The 15,318-nt window shown below is 50.2% G+C and carries 16 protein-coding genes; 2 read left to right on the plus strand and 14 right to left on the minus strand.

Annotated elements, in window-relative coordinates:
* The first annotated feature begins 273 nt into the window (after positions 1-273).
* Positions 274-435, plus strand: a complete 162-nt coding sequence (locus ACYQ2N_RS04750; RefSeq protein WP_459997839.1) for a hypothetical protein — start codon at positions 274-276, stop codon at positions 433-435.
* Positions 436-438: 3 nt separating this feature from the next.
* On the opposite strand, the gene mltG is transcribed toward ACYQ2N_RS04750, so the two are convergent.
* The 14 genes from mltG to ACYQ2N_RS04820 form a co-directional block, all read right to left on the minus strand.
* Positions 439-1,440, minus strand: coding sequence for an endolytic transglycosylase MltG (gene mltG, locus ACYQ2N_RS04755; protein ID WP_459997840.1), 1,002 nt, complete (start codon positions 1,438-1,440; stop codon positions 439-441).
* 38 nt (positions 1,441-1,478) lie between these two features.
* On the minus strand, positions 1,479-2,774 hold the full coding sequence (locus ACYQ2N_RS04760; protein WP_459997841.1) for a VanW family protein: 1,296 nt from the start codon (positions 2,772-2,774) through the stop codon (positions 1,479-1,481).
* A gap of 217 nt (positions 2,775-2,991) precedes the next feature.
* Complete coding sequence (locus ACYQ2N_RS04765; protein ID WP_459997843.1) at positions 2,992-3,309, minus strand: DUF1292 domain-containing protein; 318 nt, start codon at positions 3,307-3,309, stop codon at positions 2,992-2,994.
* Positions 3,310-3,387: 78 nt separating this feature from the next.
* Positions 3,388-3,855 (minus strand): Holliday junction resolvase RuvX, encoded by a 468-nt coding sequence (gene ruvX / locus ACYQ2N_RS04770; protein WP_459997844.1) that lies wholly within the window; start codon positions 3,853-3,855, stop codon positions 3,388-3,390.
* Between the two features lie 52 nt (positions 3,856-3,907).
* Positions 3,908-4,849: an aldo/keto reductase gene (locus ACYQ2N_RS04775; RefSeq protein WP_459997845.1), complete on the minus strand. Its 942-nt coding sequence runs from the start codon at positions 4,847-4,849 to the stop codon at positions 3,908-3,910.
* A 112-nt stretch (positions 4,850-4,961) separates the two neighbouring features.
* Positions 4,962-5,210 (minus strand): IreB family regulatory phosphoprotein, encoded by a 249-nt coding sequence (locus tag ACYQ2N_RS04780; protein ID WP_459997846.1) that lies wholly within the window; start codon positions 5,208-5,210, stop codon positions 4,962-4,964.
* A gap of 322 nt (positions 5,211-5,532) precedes the next feature.
* Positions 5,533-8,163 (minus strand): alanine--tRNA ligase, encoded by a 2,631-nt coding sequence (gene alaS, locus ACYQ2N_RS04785; protein WP_459997848.1) that lies wholly within the window; start codon positions 8,161-8,163, stop codon positions 5,533-5,535.
* Positions 8,164-8,619: 456 nt separating this feature from the next.
* Positions 8,620-9,651, minus strand: coding sequence for an AI-2E family transporter (locus ACYQ2N_RS04790; protein ID WP_459997850.1), 1,032 nt, complete (start codon positions 9,649-9,651; stop codon positions 8,620-8,622).
* Positions 9,652-9,756: 105 nt separating this feature from the next.
* Entirely contained in the window at positions 9,757-9,951 is a 195-nt protein-coding gene (locus ACYQ2N_RS04795; protein ID WP_459997852.1) for a hypothetical protein, read from the minus strand.
* Entirely contained in the window at positions 9,948-10,442 is a 495-nt protein-coding gene (locus ACYQ2N_RS04800) for a PRC-barrel domain-containing protein (protein WP_459997853.1), read from the minus strand. The genes ACYQ2N_RS04795 and ACYQ2N_RS04800 overlap by 4 nt, the downstream gene beginning before the upstream one ends.
* A 92-nt stretch (positions 10,443-10,534) precedes the next feature.
* Positions 10,535-11,644: a tRNA 2-thiouridine(34) synthase MnmA gene (gene mnmA / locus ACYQ2N_RS04805; RefSeq protein ID WP_459997855.1), complete on the minus strand. Its 1,110-nt coding sequence runs from the start codon at positions 11,642-11,644 to the stop codon at positions 10,535-10,537.
* Between the two features lie 6 nt (positions 11,645-11,650).
* The gene (nifU, locus tag ACYQ2N_RS04810; protein WP_459997856.1) at positions 11,651-12,028 is read right to left on the minus strand and encodes a Fe-S cluster assembly scaffold protein NifU; all 378 of its coding nucleotides are present in this window, start codon (positions 12,026-12,028) and stop codon (positions 11,651-11,653) included.
* Positions 12,029-12,042: 14 nt separating this feature from the next.
* A complete protein-coding gene (gene nifS / locus ACYQ2N_RS04815) occupies positions 12,043-13,227 on the minus strand; it encodes a cysteine desulfurase NifS (RefSeq protein WP_459997857.1) in 1,185 nt (394 codons plus the stop codon).
* Between the two features lie 71 nt (positions 13,228-13,298).
* Entirely contained in the window at positions 13,299-13,751 is a 453-nt protein-coding gene (locus tag ACYQ2N_RS04820) for an RrF2 family transcriptional regulator (RefSeq protein ID WP_459997859.1), read from the minus strand.
* A gap of 262 nt (positions 13,752-14,013) precedes the next feature.
* Between ACYQ2N_RS04820 and ACYQ2N_RS04825 the strand changes: the two genes are divergently transcribed.
* The gene (locus ACYQ2N_RS04825) at positions 14,014-15,318 is read left to right on the plus strand and encodes a replication-associated recombination protein A (RefSeq protein ID WP_459997860.1); all 1,305 of its coding nucleotides are present in this window, start codon (positions 14,014-14,016) and stop codon (positions 15,316-15,318) included.

The following is a 15,318-nucleotide window of genomic DNA, read 5'->3' on the forward strand; positions in this document are numbered from 1 at the left end:
CTGCTATGCTTTAAGTACTTACTAAAATGACAAACTAAAGACAAATCACAGCTTGTACTGGTAATATTTTGGAAATGAAGAAGTAATAAAAATAGTCAGAACTACCAACCATTTTGAGAAAGGATTTTATACCATGAAGAAATCCTGGGAAACTGCAATTAAAGCCTTAAGCGAGTTCAGACGGATCGCGTGAAGTCTCCTCTGCGCTCAAAAAGGCCGAAACGGCCACGTGAAGTTTTGGGTTACGGTCAAAGCATAGCTGGAGAAATCAATATGGTGGCAGCTTCTTCACAGGAAAATGCTGCCGCAGCGCAAGAGATTGCCGCCTCAGCCCAGGAGATGAGTGCCGCCGCCGAATCGATCAGCTCGCGCGCCCAAGAGCTTACCACCTTAATAGAGGAGCTTGACGAAGAGAGGAAAAAGTTCAGCCTGTGAACATCATGGTTGGTATTTCTGTTGGTTTTGCAGGTGCTCAGCGAACGTCTTGGCAAAGACATGGTAGCCGTCACTTTTCGCCACAAAATAGAAATAATCGGTCTGTTGCGGGTGCAAGACGGCATCTAACGAAGCATGGCCGGGATTGGCAATCGGACCCGGCGGAAGTCCGGTATTAAGATAGGTATTATAAGGAGAGGGAATCTGCAGGTCTTTGTCATATAGCTTGGGTTTAGGTGTGCCTAAGAGGAACTGGATAGTAGCACAAGACTGTAAAGGCATGTTTATCCTAAGGCGGTTGAGGAAGACTGAGGCTATGAGCGCGCGGTCAGATTCGTGAACCGCCTCTTTTTCTACCAAAGAACTTAAAGTTACCCAATCATGTACAGACATGCGCATCTCCTTAAGCCGGGCTGTTGCCTCAGCTGTCAGCTCTTGCCCAAACCGCTTAAGGAAAATATCTAGGATTTCATTCGGACTGCTTTTCTTGTCGATAAAATAGGTATCGGGAAACAAAAATCCGTCCAGCCTGTGCTCTCCTTTGGCTGCTCCTGTGAGAAAGCTGTACGGGAAGTCATATGATGAGATAACCTGCACAAAGTCCTCTTTCTTTCCCAGTCCTTTTTCCACAAGCACCCCAATGACCTGTTCGGTCGTGAACCCTTCGGGAATGGTTACCCTGACCGCCGCGGCCTGAGGACCTTTGAGCAAACTGTCGATTATTGCGGCAGGGCTCATGGCCTGAGACAGCAGATAATCTCCGGCAAAGAGCTTGGAATCAGCCTGGTGGGAGCGAACTAAGACCCTGAAGGCCCAGGCGCTGCGAATGAGATGACGTCGTTCCAATTCTGCGGCCACCTGACTTGCCGTCATACCCGGAGTGAGCACGAATAATTCTGTTTTATCTGTCTGAGCATAAGCTTTACTGGCTGTATTCCACCAGGCAGTAATCCCCCCCAAGGTGATAACTACAGCTAGCAGCAATACTAAAATTTTTTTACCCACACCCACACTCTCTCTTTCTCCTGAAGCACCTAAAAAACCTATTCCTTTACCCCAACGCGCAGAATCCGGTTAGCAGGCTTGTACTCATCCCGGCTTAAAAGCTGGCGCACCTCGTTACCCTGGCTGTCTTTCACTATACGCCAAGTCTTGACAATGTACCCTTTGCTTCCTGTCTGCTCTTGAACCACTTTACCAACCTGCAAGCGGGGGTCTGGTCTTTGCTCTGTCTGAAAGTCTATTTCCTTTTCAACTTCATGCTGAAAAGTTATAGTCTTGTCATTCTTTTTTCCCCACAAACGGATCGTGAGTATTCCCGGACGCACTTCCGTGCGCAGATAGAGAATGCCTGTCGTATCATTTTTGAACTTGAAGTCGAGATTAGGGTAGTTAACCGTAGCGTCAAGCCCCGGCTGAACGTAAGTAACGGCGACAGCATGAGGCACTCTTTCCATTACGGGCTGGTTAGCCAGAAGAACAGTATTATATAAGGTGGAGGAAACCTGACAAATTCCCCCTCCTGTGCCCTGGACGTACTCATTATTAATTATTACATAAGCATCTTTGTACCCTGTATCCGGAGTTCTGGGACCTACTGTTTGATTAAAAGAGAAGGTTTCCCCTGGCTTGATAACTTTCTTATCGAGAGCTTTGGCTGCTGCCGTTAAGTTCGCTGTTCTGTTCTCCTCTTGCACTGCAAATTTCGTACTAAAATCCCCAATCACCCCGTCAAAAGCCAATTCTTTCATACCCTCGGTCGTAACCGCTGCGGGAACTTCGGCCAAGGACACTTCGATCTGGGGCGGCAAGGAAGCCAAAGAATATTCCTTAGCCTTGTGGATGATCTGATCAACATTTACTGAGAGTCCGGAAACAGCAGGTTTGATTACAAACTTGTCATCCTTAATCGTGTAACTGGCATCTTGAGCCGGACGTTTGAGGAAGGAAAGCTTTTCATCGAGAGCGTTGCTTGCCTTTAAGGGGTCTATCTTTAAGATGCTGGCGCTCACCTGGCCGGGCATGCTCGCAACCCTATTCAGAGTCTGATCTGCATCTAGCCCAACTCCAAGCTCCTTCCAAGTTACACTTACCCGTTTATCATTGTACACTAGGAACAGACTTTGTTCCAGCTTGTCCTTTGCATACTGCGTTAGTTTCTGTCTCCCTTCTTTCAAGGATAAGCCACTTAAGTCTGTGTCGTCAACTTTGGTTCCGGCAGGCAGCGGCGTATCCGCATTTAGAGTAGAAGTGCCCGCACAGCCAGCAAGAAATCCTGTAAGGGCCGTTAGAGCCAAAATGAGAATTACCTGGAATGCTGACTTTTTTGTCAAGCGCACATCTTCACCCCCTGTTCACCTTTTTAGTCTTACCTTTCTCAGCACATTTTTTGCACGCACATAGAAAAAACTCGCCTCTTTAATTAGGCGAGTTTTTCTACTGCGTTCGATAACCCTGCTGCCAAGTTCAGCTTGGTGTCCGTAAATCTTACGTAACACTTTTTTTAGAATAGACCCCAGTAAATATGTACTATCCCCCGCGACTTCGGGCTTCGGACTACTCTTCTTCGTCCTCCAGGTTCTCCCAGGCGTCTGCGACTTTTTCCCATTCTTCGTCATTTTCGATGTCGAGCAGCATTTCATTGCCGTTTTCATCGTGCCCAAGCTTCAAAATAATGGCCTCATCAGCTTCTTCATCATCTTGTTCATTAATAGGCATTAAGACAAAGTACGTAGAACCGTCAACTTCCAAAGTGTCAAGGTGGAGAAATTCGTGATCTTTCCCCTCATCGTCCGTGAGGATGATTGTATCGAATTCTTCCGCCTCGTGGTCATGCTCGTGCTCGTGCTCGTGGTCGTGATCGTGCTCAGTCATTCGTTTCACCTCTTATAAAAGATAATGTCATTTTACTACCCGCAGGTAATGTTTGTCAAATCGCCGGAGTTGGTGGGTTTACTGGAGATTTTCGTCATCAGGGAGTAACGTGTCCATTTTCATCCTGTTCTTTGTTTCCTCTGCCTGTCGGCGGTCTAAGTAACCCTGCAGGATCACGACCGCAGCCATCTTGTCCACGACCTTTTTGCGTTTAGCCCGTGACAAGTCAGCTTCCAGGAGGGAGCGCTGCGCGGCCACCGTACTGAGACGTTCATCCCAAAACTCTACCGGCAGTCCGAAGCGTTCACGCAGAACTTGGGCAAACTCCTCTGTCAATAGGGCGCGCGGACCGATCGTGCCATTCATATTTTTAGGATAGCCCAGCACAATCTCGCTGACCTCATATGACTTAATTATGTCCTCAAGCTGCTCAAGCTCGGCGCGGGAGCGTCGAATGGTCGTTACCCCTTGAGCCGTCCAGAGCAAGGAGTCGCTCACAGCCACCCCAATCGTACGTTCCCCATAATCCAGACCCATTATACGCAAGCTTCTACAACCTCCACACATCGCTTCTTACTCAGGCTTTTTTTCAAGCTTCTTACACAATCTTTAAGCAAAAATGCGGGCAAACCCGGCCACAGTATCCGCAGAGCACACACTCAGCTGCTTTGACTTTGGCCTGCCCCTCCAGATATAAAGCCCCTTGTGGGCAAACCTCGACACAGCGGCCACAGCCTTGGCACCAGTCTGCTATATAAAGCTTACGCTCCCGTTTGTGCACAACCTGACTAAGCTCCGGCGGAACATCTTGGCCGGCAAGCAGGAGCAAATTAAAATCTACTTCTGCTTTGCTCGACATCCCCAAAGCCATGGCCTGGACTCCTTTGACCTGGCGGATAAAATCAAATGCCTGAACCGGGTCATGAGCAAGGTGTCCGCCGCCCAGAACCTTCATGGCATAAATGCCGATCCCCAGCTCGGCTGCAAAAGAGATAGCATTAAGCATATCCTCAAGTGTGCCATCAATGATCCCGATTCCCTGGTAATTAAGAATTGGATGAATAACATCCAAGCCCGGCTGGAGAGCCCCTGCCCGCACGCCACCCGCCGCATGGGTAGAAATCCCTAGGTAGCGCACTATCCCTTGGGCTTTGGCCTCCAACAGTTCGTCCCAGGCCGCCTGATGCCCGCGCAGAGTTAAGGCGCTTTCCTGTTCATGCAGCAGGAAAAAGTCCAAGACATCCCGATTCAAGCCCCTGCGCGCCTTCTCCAGGCTCGCGCGCATCTCAGCCGCCGTCACCGCATAAGACTTACTAGCCACCATTACCTCTGGATTCCCGGCAATAGCCTTGGCCAACTGAGGATAATTATCGTAAATTTCCGCTGTGTCGACCCAGTTTATCCCCTGCTCAATGGCATAGCGCAAAATTTCCGTGCCCTCACCGGCTGTAACACGCCCTTGAAGAGGGGAGATGGCTAAACTGCCAAAGCACACTTCGGACACAAGCGGTCCTTTCAAACCTAATTTAACCTGACGCATACTCTTTCCTTTTCCTGCCTGCTTGTAAGCTACGATTTAGATTCCGCTGATTCCCTGTTCTCGAACTGAGGAGCCCTTTCTCATTAACTGAGAAAGGGCTCTTGGCAAGTCCTTATTTTTCGAGGTAAGAACGGACAAGTTCTTCCAAAAGCTCATAGCGTTCAAGCTTACGGATTAAAGTGCGGGCTTGCTTATGGCTGGTAATATACACGGGATCACCGGACATGAGATAGCCTACCAACTGGTTGATTGGGTCATAACCTTTTTCCTGCAAAGCCGCATAAACCTGTTGTAAAATTTCCCGGGCGGGAACATCCTCCCCCTGGGTCTTAAACATCATGGTATGATCCAAGCCGTCCATTAAGCCACTCCCCTTTCGCAATCCCCAACTCACATTAGAATTATATTCCATGTCCAGCCCAGCGAATACTGAATGCAATAACTTTCCTCATACTACCAAGAGTATTCTCCAAAGCCGTCGCATTTTCCTCCTTAAAGCCATGCGTTCGCAATTTCCAAGTGAATCCCTTCGCAGCGATAAATCAAGGTGCGACTTTGACTCGGGAAAGCAGACGCCATCAACGGAAAACGCATACCCTTAACGCTTTGGCGTCTGCCCGCAGTCAAACAAAGCACATTCCTTTGTCACGCTGCATTGGTGAGCGGGAAATTCGAACGCTACCCTACTTACCCATAAGCTTGCGCACGATTGCCGGAACCTGATCCAGAGCCTCTCCGAGCTTAGCCGGGTCTTTGCCGCCGGCCTGAGCCATATCCGGCCGACCACCACCGCCGCCGCCGGTAATTTTCGCCACTTCCTTAATAATCTGCCCGGCATGCAGCCCGCTTAAACCTGCAGGGCTAACAGCAGTGACCCAGTTCACTTTCCCTTCGGCCACAGCCCCTAAGACCAAGACTCCATGCTTAAGCTTGGCGCGCAGAAGATCAGCCATCTGGCGCAAGCCTTCCATGTCTGCAGCGTGCACCTGGGCCGCCAAGAGCGAAACCCCTTCTACCTCTGTCACTTTTCCGAGCAGACTGTCCACTTCGGATTTGGCCGCCTTGGAATTCAGCTGCTGGATCTCACGCTCCAAATCTTTTACTTGCGCCAGCAACCCTATCACCCGTTTAGGCAGATCGTTAGGATGAACTTTCAGCAGGGCAGCTGTTACTTCAAGCTGGTCGGTTAGAGAACGCACCAATTCCAAGGTTTCCAGCCCTGCGACAGCCTCAATCCGGCGCAGCCCTGCGCCAATCCCTCCTTCGGTAAGAATCTTAACCAGTCCTATCTCCCCGGTGGCGCGCACATGCGTACCACCGCACAGTTCTTTGCTGTAATCTCCCATACCTACAACCCGCACAACATCCCCGTATTTCTCCCCGAACAGGGCCGTAGCCCCGCCTGCTTTCGCCTCTTCCAAGCTCATTTCCTGGGTTTGCACTTTGAAGTTAGCCAAGACAGCTTTGTTTATTTCCTTTTCGACCTTCTCCAGTTCTTCCGGAGTAAGAGGAGAAAAATGGGTAAAGTCAAAACGCAGGCGCTCCGGAGTTACGAGCGACCCGGCCTGCTGCACATGTGTACCCAAAACTGAGCGCAGAGCAGCCTGCAGCAAGTGAGTGGCACTGTGGTGGCGAGCTGTGGCCTCGCGGTCAGTGGTATCGACAACAGCCTCTACCGCTTCACCGGAATGAAGAACCCCTTGCGTCACCAGGATACGATGATAGACTGTGCCTGTGACCCCTTTCTTTACCTCCAAGACTTTCCCTTCCGCGCGCGCACTTTTAATTACCCCGGAGTCTGAGACCTGACCGCCGCTTTCTGCATAAAAAGGAGTCTGGGACAGGAAACAGAGCACTTCCTCTCCTTCGCCGGCATCGCTAATTTCTTCCCCGCCGGCAAAAATCCCTTCGATTCGGGCCTCAGCCGTGAGTTCCCCGTAGCCCACAAACAGGGTTGCTCCCAGTTTCTTTGCCCTCTCCGCTAAAGCCGGACTTTCATTGACCGCCCGCATTTGCTGGGACTGTTCTTTCGCTTTACGCCGGTGTTCTGCAGCCGCTTCTTGGAAAGTGAGCATGTCAACGCTTAATCCTTGTTCGACCAACATTTCCTCCGTAAGTTCTACCGGGAAACCGTAAGTTTCATAGAGATAAAAAGCATCAGTTCCGGATAAGATCCCGTTCCCCTGAGCTACAAGTTCACGCACCTTTTCCTGGAGAATCAGTGTCCCCTGTTCAAGCGTCGCTTGAAAGTTTTTCTCCTCCAAGCGCAGATGATTTAGAATAAAATTCTCATTCTCTTTAAGCTCAGGATAATGATGGGCATAGTCTCTCTGAATGACTTTAAACACGATTTCTAAAAATGGTTTCTCTATTCCCAGGAGGCGGGCATAACGCACCGCCCGGCGCAGAATCCGGCGCAGAACATAACCACGCCCTTCGTTATCAGGCCTAATCCCGTCTCCCAGCATAAAAGATACAGCCCTGGTATGGTCGGCAATCACCTTCAAAGCCAAGTCGTTCTTGGGATTTTCTTTATAGCGGACTCCCGCGATGTCTGCAACCTTGTCGATAATTGGGCGGAAAAGGTCCGTATCGAAATTAGACTCTACCCCTTGCATCACTGAAGCAATCCGCTCCAACCCCATCCCGGTGTCAATGTTTTGCTTTGGCAGCGGAGTAAGGGTGCCTTCTTCATCCCGGTTGTACTGCATGAACACAAGATTCCAGATCTCAAGGAACCGGTCACAGTCGCACCCCACACCACAGTCAGGGCTGCCACAGCCGCGGCTTTCTCCTAAATCCACATAGATTTCAGAGCAGGGTCCACACGGTCCGGTCGGACCTGCCGCCCAAAAGTTGGTTTCATCATCAACGATCCGCTCCGGGTTTACTCCTGCTTTCTCAGTCCAGAGCTTTCTGGCCTCATCATCTTCCGGATACACGGAAACCCACAGTTTCTCTGTCGGAAGCTTCAGCACTTGGGTCACATATTCCCAGGCCCAGCTAATTGCCCCTTCTTTAAAATAATCTCCAAACGAGAAATTCCCAAGCATCTCAAAGAAAGTATGGTGGCGGGCAGTCTTGCCCACAATTTCCAAATCAGGAGTCCTTACGCACTTCTGCGATGTAGTGGCGCGGGGAAACGGCGGTTCCACTCTTCTTTGGAAATAAGGTTTGAAAGGAACCATCCCTGCCACTGTAAGCAAAAGCGTAGGGTCATCTTTCGGAATCAAAGAAGCGCTGGGCAGCATCTTATGCCCTTTGCTTTCAAAGAATTTAAGAAACATAGTGCGTAGTTCGTTGCCAGTGTACATGATGTGTTCCTCCTATGCTATGTATTCATGACGGGCTGCAGCCCGCCTATTTGACCACTTCCGGCCTACCAGCCGGTGGCAAGCCAAAATAGAAAAACCCCTCCCTAAAAGCAGGGACGGGATTACCGCGGTACCACCCTGGTTACCGTTCCTGAGACGCATAATATTCACGACTGTCTCAGGTCAGGTCAACTCAGCCGACAGCGTACTGCTGTTACCCTCAACACTCAAATCGTGCCAGACAACAGGAGGCTGCCCCTGCACTTAACGCGTGCCACGGCAAGTTTTGCTTGCCCTCAGAACTAGCTTTCATATCAAGAGTTGAGCCCCTCACACCCACCGGAGCCTCGCTGCACACAACCCCAAAATACTACTCATTTCCTCATCGGTTTTTAACAATTTTTCTCAAGTATATACGAAATCCGACTTTCTTGTCAACACGCAGCCATTTCGCCATTAAATCTCCGGTGCCACCAAGCGCAGGTAAAAATGCCGGATCACCACTCTTAGTACCGCTGCCACAGGTACTGCTATGAGCATTCCCCAAACCCCGGCAATCTCCCCTCCTGCGAGCAAGGCAAAAATAATCCACAGGGGATGAAGCCCGACACTTTCTCCCATGATTTTAGGGGAAATTACATTTGATTCCAACTGCTGTACAATTAGAATAACAAGCAATACCTTTAACGCCATCCAGGGAGAGTTAATCAAGCCTAAAGCCACCGATGGCACCGCTCCGATCACCGGCCCAAAATACGGAATTAGGTCAGAAACTCCACAAATCACTCCAATCAGAAGGGCATATTCCATCCCCAGCAATTTAACCCCGATACCTGTCAGAACCCCGACGATCACCGCAACCACCAAATTCCCGCGCACAAAACGTCTGATCACGTGGCTTATATCCCGCCACACCCGCTGCCATTCCAAACGCCAGCGTTGCTGAACCAGCCGGGCAAATCCTGCTTCCAGCCGATGCCAATCCGCCAGAAAATAAATCGCTAAGACCGGGGAGAGTATGAATAAGCTCAGGGAAGCCAAAAACTCAGGCAGATGGCTTAGAAAATATTGCAACTTCTCAGCCAGGTAGTCCTCCCCCCGCCCGAGGTGCTGATCAAAAACCGTGACCACTCGATTCGGCAAGCCTGTACTGCGGAAGGCCTTGCGCAGATCCTGAACCTGCTTATCCAGGGACTGCATGAATTGGGGGAGGACCACTGATAATTTAGCAAGCTCATTATAAAGGAGTGGGAGTACCAGAAAAATAACAAGCGCTAAGGCAGCGAGAATCCCGACAAAAACTACAGCAATCGCCGTACGCCTGCTTAAGTGATGGCGTTCAAGCCAGTTCACCAGCGGGCAGAGCAGATACGCCAAGACAAAGGCCGCGATGAAAGGGCCTAGAATTTCGCGCACCCTAAAGAGCAGAAACACTCCTAACACCATTAGGACTGCAAAGAAAATCCAGCGCCAGCTCTCTTTCTTCATACTTATCCGCCCCCGTTCTCTACCAAGAAAAAAGCGCGCCAAGCGCGCTCAAGTTCAATTCATCTGATTTTCTGTGCCCACCAAGGAAGGTCTGATGCATTTTCCTCATTCTACAGCCGTCTGTGTAATTCCCGGATCCATAATCGGCTCATCCCAAGCAACGAGAGAACCGTCTTCAGCCAGGTCGTAAATTACAACCCGGTCTTCCTGGGTAGTGAATTCAACATAACAATCCCAGCAGTAAAACTGCTCCACACCGACCTTGCCAATGGCACGGCCTCCGCACACTGGACAGTTCATGACAGTGAACCCCCTTTGTTATCTTCTTCCCAGGGGGATACCTGGTCATCAACGATCAAGATATCTTTCCCGTCCACCATAACTTGTTGCTCCAGAATAGCTCCCCTACCGTGGATGAGATCCGCAAAAAGCCCATCCGAGACTTCAAATCCTACAATGTGTTGTGCCGAATCATCGAGGAAAACATCTTCAATCGTTCCCCTTGAGTCCCCACCTTGGGTGTAAACCTGGTTACCTACCTTCTCAGACCACTTGGTGCCGCTTAACTCGTCGACAGTGTAGTCATTGACAGTCAGAGCGTCTTTACCCACGGCAGCCACGGTTAGGCGCGGAATTCCTTTATTATTCTGGAAAAAGTGCGCACCTTCCAGCAGAAAGCCGGTCACCTCATCAGTTTCTTCGTTAAAGGTGAGATCTTGCACCCATCCTACCTGTTCTCCGGTCTTCAAGTCAAGAACCGGCAACCCCACGATTTCCCGCGTACGCCGCATACTCCTCCTCCTTGTAAAAGCCTTTTCTTAAACTAAAGCATGCCCAGACATTCAAATATTCATGCATAATATGGAAAAAAATCTTCTTTAGCTTATCTTACAACTCCCCTCGGATCAGAAACAATCTTCCCGCCCCCTATCACAATATCTCCTTGATAAAAGACTATCGCTTGGCCAGGGGTCACCGCCCGCTGGGGGGAATCAAAAACTACTTTTAAGGGTTGAGTTAAACCCGGCGGGTACACAACCGCCGGAGCCGGGTGGGCTTTATAGCGGATTTTACCTTCCACTTCAAGCGGCTCTACGAGATCCTCGATCGCAATCCAGTTCAAATCCGTTACCCAGAGCGTGTCCGTGTAAACTTCCGGGTCTTCCCCCAACACCACTTCATTACGCTCCGGATTAAGGCCAATAACAAACATCGGCTTGCCAAAGGTTACGCCCAGCCCTTTGCGCTGCCCGATCGTGTAGTTAATAAGCCCGCGGTGCTGCCCCAAGATACGCCCCTCTTTGTCCACAAAATTCCCGGGTACTGTTTTTTGCCCCACCCGTTCCTGGACGAAGGAAGCATAGTCATCATCCGGAACAAAGCAAATCTCCTGGCTGTCAGGCTTGTCAGCCACGGCTAAAAGCCCTCTTTCCCTCGCCATTTCGCGCACATGTTCCTTCGTATACTCGGCCAGTGGAAAAAGGGTGTGGGCAAGCTGTTCCTGAGTCAGCATATACAGAGCATACGTCTGGTCTTTAGACTCATCCGCACCTTTGCTTAAGAGAAAGCGCCCTGAGTCCGGATCCCGTAAGACCTGGGCATAGTGTCCGGTCGCTATGTACTCGGCCCCCAGCCCGCGCGCCTTCCTTAGCAATTCCCCAAACTTGACATAGCGGTTGCAAGCCAAGCAGGGATTGGGCGTAAATCCGGTTAAGTAAGACTCAGTAAAATAGTCCACTACTGTTTCTTCGAAGTAAGAGCGAAAGTTAAGGACATAATGGGGAATACCTAGCTGGAAAGCCACCCTGCGCGCATCATCAATCGCTGAGATGGAGCAGCAGCCCCCCTCGACTTCGGGCCCGGCCGACTTCCAGATTTGCAACGTAACCCCGATCACATCATATCCTTCTTTTTTAAGCAAAGCGGCGGCCATGGAACTGTCCACACCGCCGCTCATTCCCACTACTACTTTAGGTTTGTCCGACAGGGTCATACAAATCTATCCCTTTTGCTTTTCTTTTTCATGGTAATCTTTAATCGCTTCGTGAAGAGCATCGGCTGCGAGATTAGAACAGTGCAATTTATTGGCAGGCAGGCCGTCCAAGGCCTCAGCAACCGCAGCATTCGTAATTGTCAAAGCTTCCTCGATCGTTTTTCCTTTGACCATTTCTGTCACCATGCTGCTGGTAGCAACAGCTGCACCACAGCCGAAAGTTTTAAACTTAACATCCTTAATAGTGTTGCCTTCAATATCCAAGTAGATACGCATAATATCGCCGCATTTGGCGTTCCCTACTTCCCCTACGCCATCAGCGTCCGGAATCTCACCCACATTGCGCGGATTCATGAAATGATCCATTACTTTAGCTGAGTACATCTCTTTTCACCCCTCTACAGTGCTTGTTTAGCTTTAGCCTGATCATAAAGCGGAGACATCATGCGCAGACGCTCAACTATTTTTGGCAGCTGCTCTAAGACATAATCCACATCTGCTTCCGTATTCTGCCTGCCTAAAGAAAACCGCAGGGAGCCGTGGGCAATCTCATGAGGCATGCCCATGGCCAACAAAACGTGGGAGGGATCAAGCGAGCCGGAAGTACAGGCTGAACCGCTCGAAGCCGCGATTCCTAGCATGTCAAGGCTTAAAAGCAGGGATTCCCCTTCCACAAATTGAATACTGACATTAACATTGTTCGGCAGGCGGGAGTCGCCTTGGGGGCCGTTCACTTTTACATAGTCTATCCTCTCAAGTATCCCTTGCAAAAGCCTGTCCCGCAGGACTTTTAGTTCTGCGGTCTCTGCCGCCAGCCGCTGGCCGGCTAACTCACACGCCTTGCCAAAGCCAATGATGCCGGGCGCATTTTCCGTCCCTGAACGGCGTTTTTTCTCCTGCCCGCCTCCGTGAAAGAGGGGAGCAAGCCGTACGCCTTTACGAATATAAAGCGCGCCTACACCCTTCGGTCCATAGATTTTGTGACTCGAGATCGTCATAAGATCAGCATTTATTTCTTTGACATTTATCGAAATCTTACCTAGAGACTGTACGGCATCCACGTGGAACAGAACGTTATGCTCTTTAGCAAGCTTCCCGATTTCCGCCACCGGCTGAATTGTTCCAACTTCATTGTTGGCGTGCATCACGCTTATGAGGATAGTATCCGGTCGTATTGCCTTAGCCACATCTTCAACCGAGATGATCCCGTCCTCATTCACGGGAAGTATTGTCAGTTCAAAACCGTTCTTGGCTAAATATTCACAGGTGTCGAGGACCGCGTGGTGCTCTACCGCACTGGTTATGATATGTTTTCCTTTCTTGCGGTAAGTGTCCGCAGCACCCAAGATAGCCATATTGTCTGCCTCGGTGCCACCGCTGGTAAACGTTATTTCCTCAGGCTTAGCTCCAATAAGCTCTGCCACCTGACACCGCGCCTCTTCCACGGCATGCCTGACCTCTTGGCCGAAACTATGGATACTGGAAGGATTTCCGTACTTCTCGGTATAATAGGTCATAATTAAAGATGCAACTTCCGGGTCAACGGGTGTAGTCGCACTATGGTCCATATATACACGCCGCATCTTCATTCCTCCTTCGAATTCCGGTATACTAATTTGGTAATTAAAACCCCTCATTGCCTAACACCCGAGTGTTAGATATAGTACATATAAAGCCTGCGGTCGGCTTCCTTCTGTTCTGAGTCCTTAACCATATCTTCGAGCGTAATAGAATCAAGCACCTCCGCAATGGAATCGCGGACCTTCTCCCACACTGACCTAGTCACGCAATAGTCCGCCTTGGAGCAACATTCCGGATCTTCTTCCGCGACACAGTCCACAGGCGCAATCGGCCCCTCCAAGACGCGGATTACATCCCCAATTCTAATCTTGCCTGCTTCCCGTCCCAGAACATAACCGCCTTGGGCTCCGCGTACACTCTTAACCAAGCCGGCCTTGCGCAAACCGGAAATAAGCTGTTCTAAATAGTGTTCGGAAATCTCCTGGCGCTCAGCAATACTTTTAAGGGAAATCGGCCCTTCCCCGAAATGCTGGGCTAAATCAAACATGGCCTTCAGTCCGTAACGACCTTTGGTCGAGAGCTTCAACACCCTCACCTCTTTTCCGTTACTTTATTTTTCTCTTACTTTAATGATAGATAATTTTTATATTGATATCTTATTAAAGTAGTCGGGATTTGTCAAGGCAATTCTTATCAATATGCTATAATATGTTCGGACAAGCATCTTCCTATGCTGCCTATCTAACTTTTACATAACAATGTTCAGGCTAGCGCAAATCCTTTTGCATATGAGACAAAGTTTATTGCTGTTTTATTAAATCTAAACTCTTACGAAAGGAATGCTTACTATGGATCTGTTTTCAAGCAGTTTTGACCAAAACCAGGTGGCCCCTCTGGCGGAACGTATGCGCCCGCGCACTCTGGACGAATATATCGGACAAAGCCATATTCTTGGACCGGGCAAGCTTTTACGGAGGGCTGTGGAGGCAGACCGCGTCACTTCTCTCATCCTGTACGGACCGCCCGGAACAGGAAAAACATCCTTGGCTTATGTCATTTCGCAGCAAACAGCTTCGCGTTTTGTCAAAATTAACGCCGTCGCGGCCGGAGTAAAAGAAATCCGGGAAATAATCCAGGAAGCCACGGACCAGCTGCACCTATATGGCAAACGCACCTTGGTTTTCTGTGATGAGGTTCACCGCTTTAACAAAGGCCAGCAAGACGCCCTGCTTCCTGCTGTGGAAAACGGGACCATAACTTTTATCGGGGCTACTACGGAAAACCCTTTTTTCGAACTCAATTCCGCACTCCTCAGCCGCTCGACTCTTTTCCGGTTAGAAACTTTATCTGCGGATGAAATCCGGCGCGGGCTCGAACTTGCCCTGTACGACCAGGAAAGAGGCCTTGGGAATTATCATGTTGAAATCCTGCCCGAGGCCTGGGAGCACTGGATGAATTACGCCAACGGGGATCTGCGCCGCGCCCTTAATGCCCTGGAACTAGCAGTGCTTACCACTTTACCCGTTGACGGCACCCGCCGCATTGATCTCAAGGTTGCCGAGGAATCGATTCAACAACGGGCTTTGCGCTACGACAAAAGCGGAGATTATCACTATGACATAATCTCCGCCTTCATTAAAAGTATGCGCGGCTCTGATCCGGATGCCGCTCTGTATTGGCTCGCAGTCCTGCTGGAGTCCGGAGAAGATCCCCGTTTTATCATGCGCCGGATTTTAGTCCATGCTTCTGAAGATGTCGGCCTCGCCGACCCGCAGGCGATGCTGCAAGCCCAGGCGGCTGCCATCGCTTTAGAGTGGCTCGGCCTGCCGGAGGCACGCATCCCGATGGCCCAGGCTGTCCTTGCCATCACCACTGCTCCCAAGAGTAACAGTGCGATTGTGGGCATCGACAGTGCCCTCGAATATGTCCGCACCCATCCTAGCGGAGAAGTCCCCCTCCACCTGCGCGACTCCCATTACCCGGGGGGCCAGAAACTTGGACATGGCAAAGGATATCTCTATCCCCATCCCTACCCGGGACATTGGGTTGCACAGGATTACCTCCCATCTGATGTTAAAGGCCAGGTCTTTTTTACCCCTTCCGGGATGGGAAAGGATCAATTCCAGAACCCTGGGGGAAAGCCGAAACTCTGA

Source organism: Paradesulfitobacterium aromaticivorans, from assembly GCF_054657415.1.

Excerpts from the sequence above, each read along its gene's own strand:
- ACYQ2N_RS04790 (WP_459997850.1), bottom strand. The coding sequence starts at position 9,651 with ATGAAGAAAGAGAGCTGGCGCTGGATTTTCTTTGCAGTCCTAATGGTG.
- ACYQ2N_RS04780 (WP_459997846.1), bottom strand. The coding sequence starts at position 5,210 with ATGGACGGCTTGGATCATACCATGATGTTTAAGACCCAGGGGGAGGAT.
- ACYQ2N_RS04750 (WP_459997839.1), top strand. The coding sequence starts at position 274 with ATGGTGGCAGCTTCTTCACAGGAAAATGCTGCCGCAGCGCAAGAGATT.
- alaS (WP_459997848.1), bottom strand. The coding sequence starts at position 8,163 with ATGTACACTGGCAACGAACTACGCACTATGTTTCTTAAATTCTTTGAA.
- ACYQ2N_RS04825 (WP_459997860.1), top strand. The coding sequence starts at position 14,014 with ATGGATCTGTTTTCAAGCAGTTTTGACCAAAACCAGGTGGCCCCTCTG.
- ACYQ2N_RS04795 (WP_459997852.1), bottom strand. The coding sequence starts at position 9,951 with ATGAACTGTCCAGTGTGCGGAGGCCGTGCCATTGGCAAGGTCGGTGTG.
- mnmA (WP_459997855.1), bottom strand. The coding sequence starts at position 11,644 with ATGACCCTGTCGGACAAACCTAAAGTAGTAGTGGGAATGAGCGGCGGT.
- nifS (WP_459997857.1), bottom strand. The coding sequence starts at position 13,227 with ATGCGGCGTGTATATATGGACCATAGTGCGACTACACCCGTTGACCCG.
- nifU (WP_459997856.1), bottom strand. The coding sequence starts at position 12,028 with ATGTACTCAGCTAAAGTAATGGATCATTTCATGAATCCGCGCAATGTG.
- ACYQ2N_RS04800 (WP_459997853.1), bottom strand. The coding sequence starts at position 10,442 with ATGCGGCGTACGCGGGAAATCGTGGGGTTGCCGGTTCTTGACTTGAAG.
- ACYQ2N_RS04775 (WP_459997845.1), bottom strand. The coding sequence starts at position 4,849 with ATGCGTCAGGTTAAATTAGGTTTGAAAGGACCGCTTGTGTCCGAAGTG.
- ACYQ2N_RS04765 (WP_459997843.1), bottom strand. The coding sequence starts at position 3,309 with ATGACTGAGCACGATCACGACCACGAGCACGAGCACGAGCATGACCAC.